Consider the following 19,008-nt stretch of genomic DNA (forward strand, 5'->3'; position numbering starts at 1 on the left):
AGTCAATCTGTATGCCAGATAAGGATCGGCCGCAAATGAGGGAGCATGGGGCGCCTGGCCTTGCCGGTCGCACTTGTATCCCAATACCATCCCAGGCACCGCGCCACGGAGGAACTGACGCATGGCCTATCCCATCGCCGCCATCGATGCCGTCACCAACTACGAATTCGCCGATCCTGAACTGGAGCGGAAGGGCTGGCAGGAAACCTTCATTCGCGGAAAGATCGGCGCCGAGGAATCCCGCATCAAGGGACTGACACCCGAGGCCTTCATCGAGAAGATGGACCGCGCCGGCGTCGAACACTGCTTCCTGCTGGCCATCAAGGCCGGCAGCGCGCTCAACACCATCAATCGCCGGGTCCCCTATGAGAAGGTGGCGGAGATGGTGCGCCGCTACCCCACGCGCTTCAGCGCGCTGGCCGGCGTCGATCCCACGGAGGGCATGCGCGGCCTGAGGGAACTCGAATACGCGGTGAAGGAACTCGGCTTCATTGGCGCGCACCTCTATCCCCACTGGTTCGAGATGGCGCCCGACCATGCGCGCTACTACCCGATCTATGCGAAGTGCTGCGAGCTCGACATCCCGATCCAGATGCAGATCGGCCACTGCCTGCGCTACAGCGAGGAGCGCCCGCTGAAGAGCGTCGGCCGCCCCATCACGCTGGACACGATCGCCTGCGATTTCCCGGAGCTGAAGCTCGTCGGCATCCATATCGGCTGGCCCTGGACGGAGGAGATGATCGCCGTCGCCTACAAGCATCCGAATGTCTATATCGGAACGGACGCCTATGCGCCGAAGCACTGGGACGAGAAGTTCGTCCGCTACATGAACAGCTTCGGGCAGGACAAGGTGATCTTCGGCACCGACTATCCCGTCATCGACCTCGAACGCGCGCGCGTGGAGTTCGAGGCGCTGGGCCTGCGCGAGGTCGCGAAGCGCAAGGTGCTCCGCGACAACGCGATCAGGCTGTATGGGCTGAAGCTGCCGCTTTCAGAGGAGTGAGCGCGGTACGTAGCGCCCGCTGCCCACGGCCGTGTCGTCCAGCGCGCCATCGCGCATGACGGCGCGGCCCCGCACGATGGTGTGGACGACCTGGCCCGTCAGCGTCCAGCCTTCGTAGATCGAGTAGCCGGCGGAGGAGAGCACGCCATCGCGCGTCACGGTCCAGCGGCGGCCGGGATCGACGATGGCGAAATCGGCATCCATGCCGGGCGCAATCGCCCCCTTGCGATGCAGGCCCATCGCCTTCGCCGGATTGGTCGAGACCAACTCCACGATCCGCGCCAGGCTCAGCCCGCGCTTCATATGCCCCTCGCTCAGCAGCACGGGCAGCATCGTCTCCATCCCCGGGCAGCCCGGGGAGGCGGCCCAGATGCCGCCCTCCTTGCCACTCAGATCACGGTGCACATGGTCCGTCGCGACGGTGTCGATGCTGCCATCGAACAGCCCGCGCCACAGTGCCTCCCGGTCCGCGGCTTCGCGAAGCGGCGGGTTGATCTTGCCGGTGACGCCTCCTTCCCAGGTGACGTCATGCGTCAGGTAGTGCGGGCAGGTCTCCACCCAGACCTTGCCGCCGGCCTGGCGACCGCGCTTCGCCGCCTCCAGCGCCTCGGCGGAGGAGGTGTGGACGATGTAGAGCGGTGCCCGCGCCTCCTTCGCCACCAGCGCCGCGCGCTGCACGGCATCGGCTTCCACGAAGGGGGGGCGGGACGCGTTCCAGCTGGCGAGTCCGCCGTGGCCCTCGGGATCCTGCGCCATGATCTGCTTGCGGCGTACCCAGGCGAGTTCGATCGTCTCGGGATGCGGGCAGACCATGCCGCCATGCGCGGCAACCGTCTCGCAGAGCCGCAGCAGGAAGCCGTCATCGATATCCGGCAGGCCGAGGCGCTTGCCCTCGCCGCCGCGGTTGTTCATGAAGATCTTGAAGCTGGGCGCGCCGAACTCCTCGACATAGCGCCTGATGCCCGCGAGCTGCGCCTCGGTCGAGATGATGGGGTGGTAGCCGAAGTCGATGCGCGATCCCGCTTCCGTGACGGCGATGACCTCGTCCCAGAAATCCTCGAAAGGATCGGTCGCCATGAGGTAGGGGATGAAGCAGGTGATGCCGCCCGCGGCCGCCGCCGCGCTTTCCTGCGCCGCATCGCCCGGTACGCGCGGCCGCGAGATATCCTTGCCGTGGCCGAGATGGAGGTGCACGTCCACCGCGCCCGGCATGGTGACGAGGCCCGAGACGTTCCAGACCTCCTCCGCTTCCGCCGCCGCGCCGCGCGCCAGGATGGCGGCGATGCGGCCATCCTTCACCGCGATCTCGCAGGTAGTGGGGCCGAGGCCCGGCAGCACGGCGCTGCCACCGCGCAGCAGCAGGTCGTAGCGCATCAGGCGGCGTCCCGCGGCGCCAGTTGGCCGAGCGCCGCCATGGCCTCCCCGGTCGTCATCACATCGGCATATTTCGAGGCCATGTCGAAGAGGTTCACGGCGTGGCTGGTGGCGCTGCGGTCATAGACCGCGTCCTGCGGCACGACGACGCGCCAGTTATAGGCGAAGGCATCGACGACCGATCCGCGCACGCAGCCGCTGGTCGTGCAGCCCGTCACCACCAGCGTATCGACGCCGAGATCGACCAGGTAGCTCGCCAGCGGCGTGCCGAAGAAGGCGCTGGGGTGCTTCTTCGGCAGCAGGATGTCGCCATCCCGCGGCGCGACCTCCGCCACGAAGCCGTAGCTGTCCCGCGGCACCGTCATCAGGGCCGGCACCTTCGCGGCCAGGCGCCCCGTATCGAAGCTCTCCTTGGGCGACACATGGGGGTAGAGCACCGGCCAGCCCTTCTCCCGGAACAGCGCGAGCAGTTCCTGGATGCGCGCCACGGCGGCCCAGCCGACCTCGCCGCAGCTGGTCGGATATTCCTTGATCGCCTCCCAGAACGGCATGGGCCTGGTGCCGACGGTACGGTACTGCACATCGATGATCAGCAGCGCGGGCCGGCGGCCCAGCCCCGAGCGCCGCCCGAACCCGGCGGCGCCATAGGCGCGTTGCTCTTCCTCGGAGATGATTCCATCCCAGGGCTTCATGCGACTGTATCCGGTTGTTCCTCTCGCCCGAAGCTAGAGGATCGGTTGCAGCCACACAAGATGTATGCAAGTGGCGCCGGAAAGGCGGCGCCGAAGCGCCGCCGCCCTCAGCGGGCTGCCCAGCCGGAGGCCGCCAGGATGTCGTGGCTGGCCTTGATGTCGCCATCCGGATCGGCGCCCGGCGTCAGGGCGTCGGTGATGATCTCAAGCACCGTCATGCCGCTGTATCCGATCTCCTTCAGCGCCGCGGCCGCCGGGCCCGGTTCCACGATGCCGGTGCCGAGCCGTTCATGCTTGAAGACCGCATAGCCGCTGTCGGAGATGTGGACATTCTTGATCCGCTTGCCAAGCAGGCGGATCGCGGCGGGCACATCCTCCTTGATGTAGGCGCTGTTGCAGACGTCGAAGTTGATCCCGACTTCGGGTCCGATCTCCTCCGCCACCGCCAGCATGTCGGCGGCCTTGGGCAGGAAGGTGAAGGGCACGTTCTCCAGGATGATCTCGACGCCGGAGCCCTTCGAAAAATCGACGAGTTCGCGCATGCCTTCGATGAACCAGGCGCGCATCCAGGGAACGGGCGGATCGATCAGGGAATTCACCGGGCCGGGGATGGCGCAGACATAGGGGCAGCCCCAATCGGCGGCGAGATCGATGGCTTCCTTGTACCGGTCCAGCGTGTAGCGCCGCATCTTCGCGCAGACGCTGTTCGGGTTGTTGTCGAGCAGCGGATAGCAGAAGGAGGTGATGGCCGAACCGCTGTCGCCGAGCCAGGACTTGTACTCCCGCCGCTTCGCGGGGGTGAGTTCGGAGGGCCAGCAATGCGGCGGGAAGATCATCATCTCGAAGGCGCGATAGCCCTGCGCATGCAGGTGCTTCAGCGCGCCGAGACCGTCATGCGAGTAGAGGAAGGGGAAGGTGGAGGCGGCAACGCGCAGATCGGCCATGGCTTGTCTCCTCAATAGCTGTGTTCGGATCGCGTGTTCACGACGAGTTCGGCGATGGTCGCGGTATCGGGCAGCCGCAGCAGCAGCGAGACGATCTCCGCGATCGTGGCCGGCGAGAGGCGGTTGGCGGAAATGCCGGGCAGGCCTGCCAGCAGTTCGGTATCGATGGCGCCGGGGCAGAGCGCGGTGACGCGCACGCCTTCCTCCCACCCCGCCAGCTTCGTCGCCTGGCTGAGGGCCACGAGCGCATGCTTGCTCATGGCATAGCCGATGGAGACGGAGGCATCGCGGATGCGCTTGCCGTCGGTGGAGGCGATGTTCACCACGCGCCCATGCCCCGCCGCCCGCAGATGCGGCAGCGCCGCCTTGGTGGCGCGGAAGGGCGACTTGACGTTGACGGTCCAGAGCTCGTCCAGCTCCTCCTCGCCGCCCTCGTCCCAGGTCACGCGGCGCAGGATGCCGGCATTGTTGATGAGGCCGTCGAGGCGGCCATGGGTGGCGACCGCACCCTCGATCCACGCCTCCGCCGTCGCGGGCTTCGTCGCGTCATAGCCATGGAAGCTGGCGCGTTCCGCGAAGCCGAGCCGCGCCCGCGCCGCGCCGGGATCCCGCACGCCGAGCGCCAGCGTGTAGCCTTCCCCATGCAGCCTGCGCGCGATGGCGGCGCCGAGCCCGCGCCCGCCGCCGGAGATGGCGATGACGCGGCCCGCGGTGGGAATCAGCTCCGCGTCACGCATGCTCAGAACAGGCCCTGATAGACGCCGCCATCATTGACGATGTTCTGCGCCGACATGAAGCCGGCCTGCGCGCTGCAGAGATAGGCGACCAGATCGCCGCATTCGGAGGGATGCGCGAAGCGGCCCGCGGGGCAGCCGTTGATGCGGTCCTCGACCATCGCCTCATAGGTCGTCCCGCGCCGCGCGGCGTGGCCGTGCAGGTTGGTGCGCAGCGCATCCGTGTCGAAAAGGCCCGGGCAGACCGTGTTCACCGTCACGTTGTGCGGCAGCAATTCGCGCGCGATGGAGGCGATGGCGCCCGACAGCGCGACGCGCGCGGCGTGCGAATGCGCAAAGCCCACCTGCGGGAACTTGATGAAGCTGACGGAGATGCTGACCACGCGACCGAACTTCCGATCGCACATGCCCGGCGTGACGCGGCGGATCAGCTCCATCGAGGAGTAGAAATGCACGTCCCACCAGCGCAGCCATTCGTCGCGTTCCCAGCCGCGGAAATCGCCGGGCACCTGGCGGACGCCGGGATTGCAGACCAGGATGTCCGGCGCCGGGCAGGCGGCCAGGATGGCGTCGCGCCCCTCCGGCGTGTTCACATCCGCGGCCACGGTCTGCACGGTGACGCCGGTATCGCGCCGCAGGCTTTCCGCGGCCTCCTCCAGCGCTTCCTGGCCGCGCGCAACGATGGTGAGATTCACGCCCTCCTGCGCCAGCGATCGCGCGCAGGCCTCGCCGAGGCCGCGGCTGCCGCCGCAGACGATGGCGTGGCGCCCCCTGATGCCGAGATCCATCTCAGAGCAGCCCCATATCCGTGAGACCCTTGCGCAGCCCCTCCAGCGGCGCGCCCGTCAGCGCGCGCAGCGGCGGGCGCGGCGTGCCGCCGCCAGCAAAGCCCATCATGTCCATCGCCGCCTTGGTGGCGGGATAGAGTGTGCGGCCGCCACTGGTGAACAGGTCCGTCAGCCTGCGCCCCGTCTCCTGCAGGGCGGCGGCATCGCTGCGGCCATCGCGCGCGGCGTAGTAGAGGTCGAGGCAGCCGGTCCAGACATTCGGGAAGCAGTCCACCGTCCCATCCGCGCCGAGCGCCACGGCCGGCACGCCGAAGACGGAGGAGGGGCCGCAGAAGACGCGCAGCCGGTCCTTCACCGCCAGCATCGTGGCGTAGAAGTTGTTCCAGTCGCCGGAGGATTCCTTGATGGCGACGACCTTCTCGAGATCCGCCAGGCGATCGGCCAGGGCAGGCGAGATGGCGTTCACCGCATTGCCCGGGATGTTGTAGACGACGATCGGCAGTTCGACCGCATCCGACACCGCCTTGTAGTGGGCGAAGATCTCGTCATCGGTCAGCTTCACGAAATAGGGCGGCAGCACCAGCACCGCATCGGCGCCGACCTGCTTCGCGTGCTTCGCCAGCTCGATCGTATCGGCTTCACCGACGCAGCCCGTGCCGACGATGACGGTGCCGCGCCCGGCCGTGGCGGCGACGGCTTCGGCATAGAGCGCCTTGCGTTCGTCCATGGCCAGCGCCCAGAACTCGCCGGTGCAGCCGCAGGCGACGATGCCCGTGGCGCCGGCATCCAGCATGCGCGTGACATTCGCGCGGAAGCCCGCATTGTCCACCCGCCCCGCCGCATCGAAGGGCGTCGTCAGCGCCGGCATCGGGCCGGTCCAGTCGACGTCGTCGCGGTTCATCACTCACTCTCCCCAAGGGTCACGGCACGCGCATCCAGGCGCGCCTGGCTTTCGGCATCGAACAGGTGCAGCTTCTCAGCCCGTAGCGCGAAGGAGACGGCATCGCCAGGGTTCAGGCTGGCCTCGGCCGGGGCGCGGGCGGTCAGCGGCGACCCGCCGGCATCGAGCATGACGATCGTCTCATGCCCGGTCGGCTCCACGACGCGCACGGTCGCGCGATGCGGCCCCTGGCCGATCAGCACATCCTCCGGCCGCACGCCGAGCACGACCCTGGCGGGTGCGCCCGTCACCGTGAAGCGCGCCGTGATGGCGGGATGGCTGAAGGTGCCATCGGTGAAACCGCCGGGCAGGGTGTTCATGGGCGGCGTGCCGATGAAGCCCGCAACGAAGAGGTTGGCGGGCCGGTCATAGACCTCCCGCGGCGGCGCGAATTGCCGCAGCTCCCCGCCCTCCATCACCGCGATCCGATCCGACATCGTCATCGCTTCCAGCTGGTCATGCGTGACGTAGACGAAGGTGCGGCCCAGCGTGCGATGCAACTCGATCAGTTCCGCCCGCATATGCGCGCGCAGCTTGGCGTCGAGGTTCGACAGCGGCTCATCCAGCAGGAAGACCTTGGGGCTGCGCACCAGCGCACGGCCCAGCGCCACGCGCTGCTGCTGCCCGCCGGAGAGCTGCCGCGGCTTGCGGTCCAGCAACGCCTCCAGCTTCAGCATGGCGGCGATGCGGGCCACCTGCGTGGCCCGCTCCGCCTTCGCCATGCCCTGCTTCTTCAGGGGATAGGCGATGTTCTCGCCGACCGTCATGTGCGGGTAGAGCGCATAGGACTGGAACACCATGGCGATGTCCCGCTTGCCCGGCGCGACGTCGTTCACGACGCGGTCGCCGATCATGATCTCCCCGCTCGTCGGGAATTCCAGCCCCGCCAGCATGCGCAGCGTCGTCGTCTTCCCGCAGCCCGAGGGGCCGAGGAGCGACACGAACTCGCCGGGCCTGATCGCGAGGTCCAGCCCCTTGACCGCGACGGCCTCCCCGAAGGCCTTGCGGACGCGGGTGAAGGTGACTCCGGCGGCGCTCATCCCTTCACGCCCCCGGCGCCGAAGCCGCGCGTCAGGTATTTCTGCAGGACGGCGAAGATGATGATCAAGGGCACACTCATCATGACGGAGGCCGCCATCAGCAGCGACCATTCGATGTTGAAGGAGGAGACGAGCATGCTCATGACACCCGTCGTCAGCGGCCGCGCGCTATCCGTGTTCACCAGGACCAGCGCGTAGAGATACTCGTTCCAGGACAGGATGAAGGTGAACAAGGAGGTCGAGATGATGCCCGGCAGCGCCTGCGGCAGGATCACGTCGAAGAAGGCCTCCATCCGCGTCGCGCCATCCACCAGCGCCGCCGATTCCAGGTCATCCGGGATGCCCTGCATGAAGCTCCGCAACAGCCACAGCGCATAGGGCAGGGCGAAGCTCGTATAGGCGATGACCAGGCTCAGCAGCGAATTCGCCACGCCGAGCCACACCATCATGAGGTAGAGCGGCAGGATCAGCACGACGGAGGGCAGCAGGTAGGTGAAGAGCACCAGCTGCGCCAGCCTCTCCCGCCCCGGATAGCGGAAGCGCACCAGGCTATGCGCGCCGAGCGTCGCGACGGCCACCACCAGCACCGTGGTCGAGAAGGACAGGATCAGCGAGTTCCGCATGAAGGTGAGGAACGGCGTCTCCCACAGCAGGCGCCGGTAGTGCTCGAAGGTGATCTCCTCCGGCCAGAAGGTCGGGGGGATGCGGAACAGTTCGAATTGCGGCTTGACCGAGGTGATGACCATCCAGATGAGCGGAAACGCCGTGACCAGCACGATGGTCCAGGCCATGAGGTTGAAGGCGACGCGCTTCATCGCGCTTCCTCCTTCCCCATGCGGCGGAGATACAGCACCATGAAGACCAGCATCACCGCCATCATCGCGACCGCGACGGCGGTTGCGCGGCCCATCGCATCCAGCCCGAAGGCTTCCTTGTAGACCATCAGCGGCAGCGTCTGCGTCGCGATCAGCGGCCCGCCGCCGGTCATCAGGTAGATCAGGTCGAATTCCTTGAAGTCCCAGATGGCGCGCAGCAGCACCACCACCATCAGCACGTCCTTCAGCTGCGGCAGCGTCACATCCGTGAAGCGCGACCAGGCGCCGGCGCCGTCGATGGTCGCGGCCTCATAGAGCTGGTCGGGGATGGTCTGCAGCCGCGCGAGGATCGCGATGACGACGAAGGGGAAGTACTTCCATGCGCCGACGAGCACGATGCTGACCATCGCATTCGGCATGGAGCCCAGCCAGTCCAGCGGCATCTGCAGCAGGCCGGACCACATCATCAGGTGGTTCAGGATGCCGTAGAGGTCGTTGAACAGCCAGCGCCAGACCAGCACCGCCACGACGGTCGAGACGAAGTATGGAAACAGGATCAGGCTTCGCGCGAGCGCCCGGAAGACGATCGCCTGGTGCAGCATCAGCGCGGCCGCGACGCCCAGCACCACCTGCAGGAACAGCGTGCAGACGGTCCAGATCAGCGTGTTGAGCAGCGAGCGCCAGAACTCCTCACCGGCAAACAGCTCCGCATAGTTCTGCAGCCCGACGAAGTTGCCCTGCAGCGTCGGGGTGAAGATGTTGAACAGGCTCAGATAGACGGCCGAGACCAGCGGATAGACGATGACGGCGCAGAAGATCAGCACGCAGGGGGCGATCAGCATCACCCCCAGCATCGCATCCCGCCGGTCGAGGGGATTGCCCCTCGCCGGCCCGCCAGCCTTGGACGTCATGCGCCTGGATCAGCCGCGCATCAGCGCTTCGAGGCGCTGCGCGGTGGTGGAGACCACGGCCGCCATCGGCTCGTTGTTGATGACGTAGCGCTGCACCGCCTCCGCCAGCACGTGGCTCGCGATGATGCGTCCCGCCGCGGTGTTCGGCCGGTGCCGCGGCGATTCCCAGCCGAGATTGTGGCCCGCAGCGGCGCTTTCGCTCATCAGGTCCACTTCGGCACGGTACTTCTGGATCAGCGCATTCTCCTGGTATTGCGGCATGGCGCTGATCGTCTTCAGCACCGGCAGCACATGGCCCGGCGCCGCATGCAGCTGGCGGATATAGCCATCGGCGCGGAACAGATGCGCCGCGAAGCGCTTGGCCAGCGCGATGTTCGGCGCGACCTTCGGGATCATCACGCTCGGGAAGTCGTTGAAGGTCCAGGGCGCGACATTCGTGGAGATCGTCGGATAGCGCGCGCAGGTGACATGGTCCGCGATCCGCGGATTCTGCGCGGCGACATTCGCCAGCACGCGGCCCGTGTAGATGCCGGTCGCCGTCGCGCCGGCGACGAAGGCCGTCAGGCTCTCGCCCCAGGAATAGTTGGTTGCACCCGGCGGGCAGAGTTCCCGCATCGACTTGTAGAATTCCAGCGCGTTGCGGAAGGCGTCGCTGTCCACCGTCACCTGCAGGTCGGGCGAGAAGATGTTGCCGCCGGCGCCATGCACGAAGCAGATGAAGATCAGGCTCGTCATGGAGTTGCGCGCATAGGGGAGGGGCGCGCCGAAGACGCCGCCGCCCTGCATGCGCCGGCAGGCATCGCGAAGCTGGTCCCAGGTGCGCGGCGCCTCCGCGATGTTGGCGCGCTGCATGAGATCCTTGCGCAGCCACATCATGTTGGCGGCGGAGTTGCCGATGCCGGTGCCGGCATACTGGCCCTGAGTGATCTCGTAGATGCGGTTCGCGCCATCGTAGAAGTTCGACGTCCCGATCATGTCGATCACGTCGTTGAAGGGCTCCAGCAACCCGTTCTGCCAGTAGGTCGCCACCGCGAAGTGGGGCAGGTGCGTGACCACGGAAGGCACCTGGCCGGAGGCGAAGGCCGCCGCCATCTGCGCGGGATAGCCCTCATCCGACGTGGCCTCGAACACCACGCGCACGCCCGGATTCGCTTCCTCGAAGGTGCGGATCTGGAAGTTGTAGGCCTCGCGCTGCGCCGGCGCCGTCTGCGGCGACCACCAGCGAAGCGTCGTCGGCGTCTGCGCGCGGGCGCCGCCTGGCGCGGCCAGCGCCATGGCGCCGGCGCCCAGCGCGGTGCCCAGGCTGCGGCGAGAGAGGCCGCTGCGGGTGGTCTCGGTCATGTCTCTTCCCTTCCTTCCCTGCTTCCGTCACCCGCCGGCGGCGACCGCACAGCGAACGCTTGACCGCAGTGTGAAACAGGCCGTGACGACACCGCAAGGGGCTTTCCGAGGATTTCCCGCGTTGACCGCCCGGAATCCCGCGACCTATGTTCGCGCTGCGAACAGCCTGACCCGATGGGCAAGACCACCATGGATGATGCGATCCCGCGCGACCTGCATGCGCCCGAGCCTCGCGAGGACCGGGAGATCGTGCAGTCCGTTCTTCGCGCGCTCGACGTGCTGCGGAGCTTCGACCGGCAGACGCCGCGGCAGACCCTGTCGCAGGTGGCGGAACGCACGGGCCTGAGTCGCGCCACTGCGCGCCGCTTCCTGCTGACCTTCACCCATGCCGGCTACATGGAGCAGGAGGGCGGGCGATTCCGCCCGACCGCGAAGCTGCTCGAACTCGGCCATTCCGCGGTCGCCTCGCTCGGCCTCTGGGACATCGCGCGACCCATCATGGCGGATCTCTCCATGCGGCTCGGCGAGGCGGCCTTCGCCGCCGTGCTGGATGGGGAGGATGCGCTCTATGTCGCGCATGCGCCCTCCCCGGGTCGCGTCGTGGCCGTCGGCATTGCGGTCGGCCGTCGCCTGCCGGCATACGCGACCTCCGTCGGCCGCGTGCTGCTCGCGGGCCTCGGCGACCAGGCGCTGGCCCAGGCGCTGGCCACGATGAAGCCCTCGGCGCTGACGCCGAACACCGTGACGTCGAAGGCGAAGCTCCGCGCGATCATCGAGGAGGTGCGCCGCAACGGCTTCTCCATCGTGGATGAGGAACTGGAAGTCGGCCTGCGCTCCGTCTCCGTGCCGCTGCGCGCGCCGGGCGGCGCGGTGCTGGCGGCGTTGAACGTTTGCGGCCCGTCGTCGCGCGTCACGGCGGAGGTGCTGCACAGCCGCTTCCTGCCGGAATTGCTGGAGGCCGCGGACCGCATCAACCGCTCGCTCCGCGACTGAAGCGATCCGGCGTGAAGCGCGCCACGGGAAAGCCGGGATCGCGGCCGAGCAGGATCGCCGCCGCCATGTCGGCGACCAGCGGGCCGAGCGTGTAGCCAGCATCGCCCGGTACGGCGATGTGCACGCGCGGCTCCGCGGCCAGTGGCCCGAGCACGCATTGCCCATCCGTCGTCGTGTTCACGCCGGCCCATGTGCGCAGCAGCCGCAGCTCGCGCACGCTGGGCACGATGTGCTGCGCCAATGTCAGGTTCTGCACGAGCGAGTCCATGCGAACGGTCGGCGCCTGGTCCGGGCCCGCGAATCGCGCCGGCCAGCCGCCGCCGATCACCACCTGGCCGCTCGCCAGCTGCTTCAGCGTGATCATCCGCTCCGCATGCTGCACCAGGTGTTTCACGAGTGGCGCCGCGGATTCGGTGATGTTCATGTGCAGCGGCTCCGCGACCGTCGGCACATGGCCGCCGATCTGCGCCGCCAGCCTGCCCGTGCCCGCGCCCGCCGCCAGCACCACGCGCCCCGCGCGCACCACGCCGCCATCGGAAAGCGTCAGGCGCAGCGCGGCGCCATCGCGCTCGATCCGCTCCACCCAGGTCTTCAGCCGATGCGGCACGCCGCGCGCGCGCAAATCCCGCGACAGCGCCTGGTTCGCCAGCAGCGGGTTCAGCTTGCCCTCGTCATGGCAGAGCTCCGCGCCCACCACGGCGTCGCCGAGATAGGGGGCGATGCGCCGCACCGCCGCGCGGTCCAGCATCTCCACGCGCAGGCCCAGCTCCTCCTCCCGCGCGCATTTCCGGGCGAGGAAGTCGTAGCTCGTCGCATCCTCGCAGACCATCAGCCCGCCGGACTGCCGCAGCTCCACATCCGCGCCGAGTTCCTCCGCCAGTGTTCCCCAGCGCCGCGCCGCCGCGGGATAGAGCGGCAAGGACGCTTCGAGATTCGGCACGAGGTCCGGATACATCCGCAGGAAGCGGCTCTGCATCTGGACGTGCAGGCTGCCGGCATTGGCGTTGGCGCCGCCATGCCGGCCTTCATCCAGCAGCAGCACGTCCTGCCCGGCGATCGCCAGGTTGCGCGCCAGGCAGAGGCCGACGATGCCGCCACCGATGATGGCGACATCGGCCTGCTGGATCACTCCGCCGCCTGCTGCGCCAGCGCTGCCCGCTTGCGCAGCCAGGCGCGCCAGGTGGTGGCCCAGCGCGCGGGATCCTCCGGCGCCTCGCTATCCACGCGGCCGATCGGCGCGTTGTGGGGCGCCGTGCGTACCATCTCCGGATCGCTGCGCGCTTCGTCACACACCTTGGCGAGGACATCGCACCAGAGGTCGATATCCTCCTTCGACCACAGCTCTCCCGCTTCCGGCGTGAAGGGCTCCGCCACCACCCAGGGCTCGTGGGAGAGCCAGGGCGCGTCGATCCCGTAGTCGGTCATGCGGTTGCCGACTTCGATGACGCCGAGCCCGGTTTCCTCCTTCAGCGGCCCCAGCCCGTAGCGCGTCATCTCCATCCGCCAAGTCTTGGCCTCCGGGTTGGATCGCGCGACGCCGGGGATCGCGAGCAGCCGCTTCTCCATGTAGTTGTTGGCCAGCACGGCGATATCGGCGGCTTCCTTGATGCCATCCGCGCCCATCGCCCGCGCCCAGGCATAGGCGCGCATGACGATGTGGAGGTTGCCCAGGAACTCCCTCACCTTGCCGACGGAATCCGGCCGGTCGTGATCCATGCGGTAGAGGCCCGTCGCCTCGTCCTTCACGACGATCGGCTTGGGCAGGAACGGTGCCAGTTCGGCGGAGCAGCCATAGGCGCCGACGGCAGGCCCGCCGCCGCCCTTCGGGCCGCCGAAGGTCTTGTGCAGCATGAACATGCAGGCATCGAAGCCGAGTTCGCGCGCGCGGATGCGGCCCATCACGCCGTTGAAGTTGGCGTGGTCGTAGAACGCCAACCCACCCGCCTGCTTCACCAGCTTCACCCATTCGGCGATCTGCGGGTTGTAGACGCCCATGTCGTCGGGGTTGTTGATCATCAGCGCCGCGGTGCGGTTGGACAGCGCGGCCTTCAGCGCCTCGATGGACGGATAGCCGTTCTCCTCCAGCATCAGGGTCACCACCTTGAACCCCGCGGTCGCGGCGGTGGCGGGGTTGCAGGGATGCGCCTGGATGGAGGTGATGATCTCGTTCCGCTGCTCCAGCTCCCCCTTCGCCGCGAAATAGCCGCGCGTGACGCAGGTATGGGTATAGGCGGCATCCGCGCCGCCCGCGGCCTGGAAGACGAACTGGTCCATGCCGGACAGTTCGCGCAGGATCAGGTCGAAGCGGTGCACGATCTCCAGCAGCCCCTGCAGGGTGCTGTCATCCTGCAGCGGGTGAAGCTCCGCCATCTGCGGCCGCAGGCCCAGGGCCTCGCTGACGCGCGGGTTGTATTTCATGGTGCAGGTGCCGAAGAGGCTCACGCCCATCATGCCCAGCACCTGCTGCGAGAGGTGCAGGTAGTGGCGCAGCACGTCGTGTTCCGTCATTTCCGGCAGGGCAGGGGCGCTGCGGCGGCGCATGCCGGCGGGCACGAGGGCCGCGGCATCGCCCTCGGCCTTCGGGAAGACGATCCCGCGCCGTCCCTTCACGCCCATCTCCATCACGACGGGCTCGTTCCACCGCGCCTGGTGGATCAGCTTCGGCGTCCCGCTCATCGCACGATTTCCTCGAGTGCCAGTGCCAGCCGTTCGATGTCCTCGGCCGAATGGATTTCCGTCACGGCGTAGAGCGCGCTCTGCCCCAGCGCCGGGATATCGGCGGACAGGTCCTTGCCGCCGAAGATGCCTTTCGCCAACAGCGCCTTGTTCACCACCGCCACCGTCTTGCCGGTGGCGTTGAAGTCCACGACGAATTCCCGGAAGAACCCGCCGCCCCAGCGGACCGAAATCCCCGGCACCGAAGCGATCCGCTTCGCCGCCGCATGCGACCGCGCCAGCACCAGCTCGCCCAATTCGCGAAAACCTTCCGGTCCCATCAGCGACATGTACACGGCATTGGCGATGGCGGTGAGATAGACGGAATTGCCCGTCCAGTCCTTGCCCTGTTCCCGCATCCCGTAGCTCGATTGATGCGCCAGGCTCAGCGCGAAGCCGTGCTCGCCGGGATTGCGCGTGGTGGTGATGGAGATGTTCAGCGTCGGGTATTCGCGCGCGTAGCGTTCCTCGTCGCGCGATGCGATGAAGCCGCCCGCGCCGCCGCCCGCGCTCATATGCGCGCCCAGCGTCTGCGTGGTGCCGACGACGATGTCCGCGCCGTAGTCCGGCGGGGGCGCCAGCACGCCGAGGCTGATGGGATCGACGCCCACGATCACCTGCGCGCCCGCCTGGTGCGCGATCTGCGCGATCGCCTCGCCCTGCGTCTCGATCAGGCCGAGGAAGGAGGGATTCTCGAAATAGACGGCGGTGACGCCGTCGCTCATCTTCGCGCGGAGGTCGGCGAGGTCCAGCAGGCCCGTCGCCGCATCCTGCGCCACGGTCACCACGGCGATGTGGCTCGCCATCCCCTCCGGCTCGCAATACTGCCGGATCACCGCCAGCCTTTCCGGGTCCATCCAGGCCGGCACCAGCACGCGCCGCCGCCCGTTCAGCCGCGACGCCAGGCGGATGGCATTGCCCGCCGCGCAGCCCCAGGAATAGACGGGCAGGCCCACGAAATCACACGCCACCAGCTCGCCGAGCTGGGAGCAGAATTCGAACCAGGCCTGGTTGCGGCCATGGTCCGACATGGCCGTGCCCCAGACCGAGGTCAGGAACTCGCTCCGCCCCGCCACTTCATCCACGATGGCCGGGACGTGATGCTGCCAGATGCCGGCGCCGAGGAACGACAGGTTCTCCTCGCAGGACCGGTTCTTCGCCAGCAGCTGCAGCATGTGGCGCCGCAGCTCCACCTCCGACCGCAGCGCGGGCGGCAGGGCGAAATCGTGCTTCGTGCGGTGGCTATCGGGGATCTGCTCGAACAGCGCCTCGATCGAAGGCGCGCCGATCTCCTTCAGCATCGCCTCCTTGATCGCGGGCACGGAATTGGCCATCCAGGGATGCGCCGTCATGCTCTCTCCTGTCACGTCCCTCATCTCCTTCAGGCGGCGACCTTGATCATGGCGCTGCGGTCGGGCGCGGTGCGCACCGCGATGTAGCCCGAGAGTTCCGCATCCATGGTCGCGTCGCCGGTATCCACATGCAGGCAGGCGGGATCGAGCGCCGCGAGCTTCATCGCCCCCGCCACCACCACCAGGTTCTCCCGCCCGATCCGCCGCAGCACCGCGGCGCTGAGCTGCTGGTTGCCGCGGCCGAGCAGGAAGCCCTGGCCGCCCGTCACGCCGAGGATGGCCGTCGCCGGCGCCTGCTCCGTCAGCCGCAGCAGCTGCGCCTCGCTCACATCCGCCGCCAGCAGCCTGCCATCCAGCGCGACATCCACGCCCATCAGCGTGCCCTCGAAGCCGATGGCGCGCTTGATGCGCCGCATCGTCGTGCCGCAGCCCAGCACATAGAGCCGGCCGCGCTGCATCTCCCCGGCGATGCGCCGGGCCAGCGCGTCCAGCGCCGCCTCATCCGGCACGGCGGCGCCGGCCTTGCCCGCCTGCATCAGCGCGCGTTCCTCCGGCACCAGCGCCACGCCATGCAGGCGCGGACTGACGCGGCCGGCGCGCAGCGCCTCCTCATCGAGGTCCATGACCTCCGCCTCCCGGAACCGCGCCTCGCCCGCCATGACGCGCGCGGCGAGTCGTCCCGCAGCCGCGGGGCTGGTCGCGAAGACCGCGGATTGCATCTTCACGCCGGTCGGGATGCCGAGCACGGGGATGCGCGTGCCGACCACGCCCGCCACGTCCCGCGCCGTGCCGTCGCCGCCGGCGAAGAGGATCAGCGCGACACCCGCCGCCTCCATCGCCCGTGCCGCCTCGCGCGTGCCCTGCGCATCCGGCGTCACGCCGTCCAGCACCGCGCAGGCCAGGCCCGCCGCGGCGCAGGGCTCCGCGCCCATCGCGCCGGGCGCCGCCAGCACCGCCACGCCGCGCAGCTCCGCCAGCGCCCGCGCCGCGCGCAGGCCGGAGACGGGTTCCGCCCCCAGCGCCCGTGCACGCGCCAGCACCTCCGGCCCATCGGTGCCCTTCAGCCCGACCCTGCCGCCCATGCCCGCGATGGGGTTCACAATGACGCCCAGCCGCCGCACCAAGCCTCCCTCGGCGTTCGCGTCGCGGTTTCCCGCGCGTTCGCACTGCGAACAGCGATGCGCCAGACGCACAATCTGCGGGGCTTCGGGCGGCGGCGCAATCCTGAAGATGAAGCATCCGACATCCCGCGCGGCGCCGCCACAGGGTTGTGGCTGCGCGCCCGCCGGTCCTACCCTTGCCGCGATGCAGCAAACCGCTTCCACCCCCGAAGGCCTGCCCGCGCTGGAGGCGCGCCTCGCGCGCGACCTCGCGCTGCTCAACCTGCCGCCCAAGGCCTGGGTGCCGGAGACGCCCTGGGCGGCGGGCGAGTTGCTGGATGTCGCCGTCATCGGCGGGGGACTCTCGGGCCTCTGCGCCGCCGCCGCGCTCCGCTTCCTCGGCATCACGCGGCTCGCGGTGCTGGACCGGGCGGAGGCCGGCACGGAAGGCCCCTGGGTGACGACGGCGCGCATGCGCACCCTGCGCACGGCGAAGGAGGTCGCGGGGCCGGCGCTCGGCGTCCCGTCGCTCACCTTCCGCGCCTGGTTCGAGGCGCAGTGGGGGCCGGAGGCCTGGGCGGCTATGTTCCGCATCCCGCGCCCGATGTGGATGGACTACATGGTCTGGTACCGCCGCGTCTTGGCGCTGCCGGTCCGCAACGGCGTCGAGGTTCTGGCGATCGAGCCGCTTCCTGATGGCCCCGTCCGCATCGTGACGAAGACGGGTGTGCTGCACGCGCGGCGCGTGGTGCTGGCCACCGGCATCGATGGCCTCGGCGGTCCCGCCGTGCCCGCCGCGCTGCGCGACCTGCCGCGCCGCTTCTGGGCCCATTCGGCGGAGGCGATCGAGATCGCCTCGCTCGCCGGCAAGCGCGTCGGCGTGGTCGGCGCCGGCGCCTCCGCCATGGACAATGCGGCGGTGGCACTGGAAGCCGGTGCCGCTTCCGTGGACATGCTGATCCGCCGCCCGCAGATGCCGCGCATCGACAAGTTCACGGGTATCGGCAGCAAGGGCATGGCGCATGGCTTCATGGGTCTGCCCATGGCGGACAAGTGGCGCTTCTTCCGCCTGGCCAATGACGCGCAGCTGCCCGCGCCGCGCCAATCCGTCCTCCGCGTCTCCGCCTTCCCCAATGCGCGCTTCCTCTTCGGCTGCCCGATCCTGGCGGCGCGGGAGGATCGCGGCGCGATCCGCGTGGAGACGCCGCGCGGCGTGCTGCGGCTGGATTTCCTCATCCTCGCCACCGGCTTCGCCATCGCGCCGGAGACGCGGCCGGAATTGCAGGCCATCGCGCCGCATATCCGCCGCTGGGCGGACAGCTACACGCCCCCGCCGGAGGAACGTGACGAGGCGCTGGCGCAGCACCCCGACCTCGGCCCGGGCTTCGAGTTCCAGGAACGCCTGCCCGGCGCCTGTCCCGGCCTGTCGCGCATCGCCTGCTTCACCTTCCCCGCGGTGCTGTCGCACGGCAAGCTCACCAGCGGCATCCCCTCGGTCAGCGAGGGTGCGCGCCGCCTGGCGGAGGCGATGGCCCGCAGCCTCTTCGTCGAGGATCGCGCCCTGATCCGCGACCAGTTCGACCGCTACGATACCGCCGAGTTGCAAGGCGACGAATGGACGCCCTGGACCGGCCCCCTGGAGAGTGAGGACGATGCCGCAGCCTGAGATCCTGGTCTTCTACGGCATCTCCTCCCCCTGGGCCTATCTCGGCACGCCGCAGCTCTGGTCCATCGCGCGCAAGCACGGCGCGCGCATCGTGCTGCGCCCCATCCGCGTGATCGAGGCGAATGGCGGCATCCCGCTGCGCACCCGCGCCCAGCCGCGGCAGGACTACCACGCGCTGGAACTCTCGCGCTGGCGCGAGCATCTCGGCATGAAGCTGAACCTGACGCCGCGCTTCTACCCCTGCCGCACCATCGAGACCGCGGCCCAGGCCGTGATCGCGGTGCAGGAAGCGGGGCTGGATGCGCCTGCCTTCAGCTTCGCCGTGCAGCGCGCCCTCTGGGCCGAGGATCGCGACATCGCGGATGTGGAAACGCTGCGGGAACTGGCGCGCGGCACGGTCGGGGAGGAAGGCGCCGCGCTGGTCCGCGACCCCGCGCTGCCCCGCCACATCGAGACCTGGCACGGCAATCTGGCGGAGGCCGAGCGGCGCGGCATCTTCGGCACGCCCACCTATGTCGTGAATGACGAGCTGTTCTGGGGCCAGGATCGCCTGGATTTCGTCGATCGCGCTTTGGCGAAGGCCGCGTGATGCTGGCGCAT

Annotated in this window: 18 protein-coding genes; 4 read left to right on the plus strand and 14 right to left on the minus strand. The window is 68.9% G+C overall.

Annotated elements, in window-relative coordinates:
• Positions 1–121 precede the first annotated feature (121 nt).
• Positions 122–1,003 carry an amidohydrolase family protein gene (locus G3576_RS23655; RefSeq protein WP_164696939.1) on the plus strand — a complete coding sequence of 294 codons (882 nt, stop codon included), beginning with the start codon at positions 122–124 and terminating at the stop codon, positions 1,001–1,003.
• Here the strand turns inward: G3576_RS23655 and G3576_RS23660 are convergent.
• The 10 genes from G3576_RS23660 to G3576_RS23705 all read right to left on the minus strand — a co-directional run bounded on the left by G3576_RS23660 (position 992) and on the right by G3576_RS23705 (position 10,582).
• On the minus strand, positions 992–2,377 hold the full coding sequence (locus G3576_RS23660; RefSeq protein ID WP_164696940.1) for a dihydroorotase: 1,386 nt from the start codon (positions 2,375–2,377) through the stop codon (positions 992–994). The genes G3576_RS23655 and G3576_RS23660 overlap by 12 nt on opposite strands.
• The gene (locus tag G3576_RS23665) at positions 2,377–3,069 is read right to left on the minus strand and encodes an isochorismatase family protein (RefSeq protein ID WP_164696941.1); all 693 of its coding nucleotides are present in this window, start codon (positions 3,067–3,069) and stop codon (positions 2,377–2,379) included. The genes G3576_RS23660 and G3576_RS23665 overlap by 1 nt, the downstream gene beginning before the upstream one ends.
• Before the next feature lie 107 nt (positions 3,070–3,176).
• Complete coding sequence (locus tag G3576_RS23670) at positions 3,177–4,013, minus strand: sugar phosphate isomerase/epimerase family protein (RefSeq protein WP_164696942.1); 837 nt, start codon at positions 4,011–4,013, stop codon at positions 3,177–3,179.
• An 11-nt stretch (positions 4,014–4,024) separates the two neighbouring features.
• Positions 4,025–4,750, minus strand: coding sequence for an SDR family NAD(P)-dependent oxidoreductase (locus tag G3576_RS23675; RefSeq protein WP_164696943.1), 726 nt, complete (start codon positions 4,748–4,750; stop codon positions 4,025–4,027).
• Between the two features lie 2 nt (positions 4,751–4,752).
• Complete coding sequence (locus G3576_RS23680; RefSeq protein WP_164696944.1) at positions 4,753–5,535, minus strand: SDR family oxidoreductase; 783 nt, start codon at positions 5,533–5,535, stop codon at positions 4,753–4,755.
• A gap of 1 nt (position 5,536) precedes the next feature.
• Complete coding sequence (locus G3576_RS23685; RefSeq protein WP_164696945.1) at positions 5,537–6,436, minus strand: dihydrodipicolinate synthase family protein; 900 nt, start codon at positions 6,434–6,436, stop codon at positions 5,537–5,539.
• On the minus strand, positions 6,436–7,515 hold the full coding sequence (locus tag G3576_RS23690) for an ABC transporter ATP-binding protein (protein ID WP_164696946.1): 1,080 nt from the start codon (positions 7,513–7,515) through the stop codon (positions 6,436–6,438). Before G3576_RS23690 ends, G3576_RS23685 begins: the two co-directional genes overlap by 1 nt.
• A complete protein-coding gene (locus G3576_RS23695; protein WP_164696947.1) occupies positions 7,512–8,330 on the minus strand; it encodes a carbohydrate ABC transporter permease in 819 nt (272 codons plus the stop codon). The genes G3576_RS23690 and G3576_RS23695 overlap by 4 nt, the downstream gene beginning before the upstream one ends.
• Positions 8,327–9,241, minus strand: coding sequence for a carbohydrate ABC transporter permease (locus tag G3576_RS23700; RefSeq protein WP_164696948.1), 915 nt, complete (start codon positions 9,239–9,241; stop codon positions 8,327–8,329). Before G3576_RS23700 ends, G3576_RS23695 begins: the two co-directional genes overlap by 4 nt.
• 9 nt (positions 9,242–9,250) lie before the next feature.
• A complete protein-coding gene (locus tag G3576_RS23705; protein ID WP_164696949.1) occupies positions 9,251–10,582 on the minus strand; it encodes an ABC transporter substrate-binding protein in 1,332 nt (443 codons plus the stop codon).
• Positions 10,583–10,771: 189 nt separating this feature from the next.
• On the opposite strand from G3576_RS23705, the gene G3576_RS23710 reads away from it, so the two are divergent.
• Positions 10,772–11,575, plus strand: coding sequence for an IclR family transcriptional regulator domain-containing protein (locus G3576_RS23710; protein WP_164696950.1), 804 nt, complete (start codon positions 10,772–10,774; stop codon positions 11,573–11,575).
• Here the strand turns inward: G3576_RS23710 and G3576_RS23715 are convergent.
• From G3576_RS23715 to G3576_RS23730, 4 genes are read right to left on the minus strand one after another with little or no spacing between them, the layout of a single operon-like run.
• Positions 11,553–12,704, minus strand: coding sequence for an NAD(P)/FAD-dependent oxidoreductase (locus tag G3576_RS23715; protein WP_164696951.1), 1,152 nt, complete (start codon positions 12,702–12,704; stop codon positions 11,553–11,555). The genes G3576_RS23710 and G3576_RS23715 overlap by 23 nt on opposite strands.
• On the minus strand, positions 12,701–14,251 hold the full coding sequence (gcvPB, locus tag G3576_RS23720; protein ID WP_164696952.1) for an aminomethyl-transferring glycine dehydrogenase subunit GcvPB: 1,551 nt from the start codon (positions 14,249–14,251) through the stop codon (positions 12,701–12,703). The genes G3576_RS23715 and gcvPB overlap by 4 nt, the downstream gene beginning before the upstream one ends.
• Positions 14,248–15,642, minus strand: coding sequence for an aminomethyl-transferring glycine dehydrogenase subunit GcvPA (gcvPA, locus tag G3576_RS23725; protein ID WP_207623010.1), 1,395 nt, complete (start codon positions 15,640–15,642; stop codon positions 14,248–14,250). The genes gcvPB and gcvPA overlap by 4 nt, the downstream gene beginning before the upstream one ends.
• A 29-nt stretch (positions 15,643–15,671) precedes the next feature.
• A complete protein-coding gene (locus G3576_RS23730; RefSeq protein ID WP_207623011.1) occupies positions 15,672–16,763 on the minus strand; it encodes an ATP-NAD kinase family protein in 1,092 nt (363 codons plus the stop codon).
• 184 nt (positions 16,764–16,947) lie between these two features.
• On the opposite strand from G3576_RS23730, the gene G3576_RS23735 reads away from it, so the two are divergent.
• Together G3576_RS23735 and G3576_RS23740 are read left to right on the plus strand one after the other, a co-directional pair.
• Positions 16,948–18,408 (plus strand): NAD(P)-binding domain-containing protein, encoded by a 1,461-nt coding sequence (locus tag G3576_RS23735; RefSeq protein WP_164696953.1) that lies wholly within the window; start codon positions 16,948–16,950, stop codon positions 18,406–18,408.
• Positions 18,395–18,997 (plus strand): 2-hydroxychromene-2-carboxylate isomerase, encoded by a 603-nt coding sequence (locus tag G3576_RS23740; protein WP_164696954.1) that lies wholly within the window; start codon positions 18,395–18,397, stop codon positions 18,995–18,997. Before G3576_RS23735 ends, G3576_RS23740 begins: the two co-directional genes overlap by 14 nt.
• Positions 18,998–19,008 lie beyond the last annotated feature (11 nt).

Origin of the sequence: Falsiroseomonas algicola (assembly GCF_011040385.1) — a bacterium.
In the GTDB taxonomy this organism is placed as follows: Bacteria; Pseudomonadota; Alphaproteobacteria; order Acetobacterales; family Acetobacteraceae; genus Falsiroseomonas; species Falsiroseomonas algicola.